This window comes from Mesorhizobium sp. M4B.F.Ca.ET.089.01.1.1, assembly GCF_004022605.1.
GTDB classification, from domain to species: domain Bacteria; phylum Pseudomonadota; class Alphaproteobacteria; order Rhizobiales; family Rhizobiaceae; genus Mesorhizobium; species Mesorhizobium abyssinicae.
Map to the genome: position 1 here is coordinate 1 of NZ_RZOS01001332.1, position 497 is coordinate 497.

General features: G+C 58.6%; 1 protein-coding gene. It reads right to left on the minus strand.

Annotated features, from left to right (window positions below; all coding sequences use genetic code 11):
* A partial coding sequence (locus EN780_RS37400; protein ID WP_133373007.1) for an SOS response-associated peptidase occupies positions 1-368 on the minus strand: 368 nt, incomplete at its 3' end.
* Positions 369-497: the final 129 nt, after the last annotated feature.

A 497-nucleotide genomic window follows, 5' to 3' on the forward strand; every position in this document is an offset into this window, starting at 1 on the left:
AAGATGTACCAGGGGTCACGCCCTTTGTCGGCAGGGCTCTGCGTCCATTCGTAGAAGCCATCCGCCGGGATCAAACAGCGTTTCGATTTGAAGGCATCCTTGAAGGCGCCGGATGTGTCGGCCGTCTCCGAACGTGCGTTGAACATTGAGCCCTTCGGCATCTCCTTCGCCCACCAGGGCACGAGCCACCATCGGCCCTCGCGCAGTTTGTGGTTGCCGTCGTCACCTGCGGTAACGAAAACAACATCCTCAGTGGGCGCAATGTTGTAGGCCGGCGCGTCGTTGCGCTGCCGCTCCCAGTCCGTGGTGAGCCGGTAAAGCCGGTGAATTTCGGACCAGGACAGATATCGAGTGTATCGACCGCACATGATCTAAACCCGTAAGATTTCCGGCACCCTTAATGGGCCGCTTTCCAGAATCCTCTCGTATTCATCCTTCCGGTGCCATGCACCTCGTGCCCGACCATTCTCGCGATCGCGCTTCGGATCGAACATGAC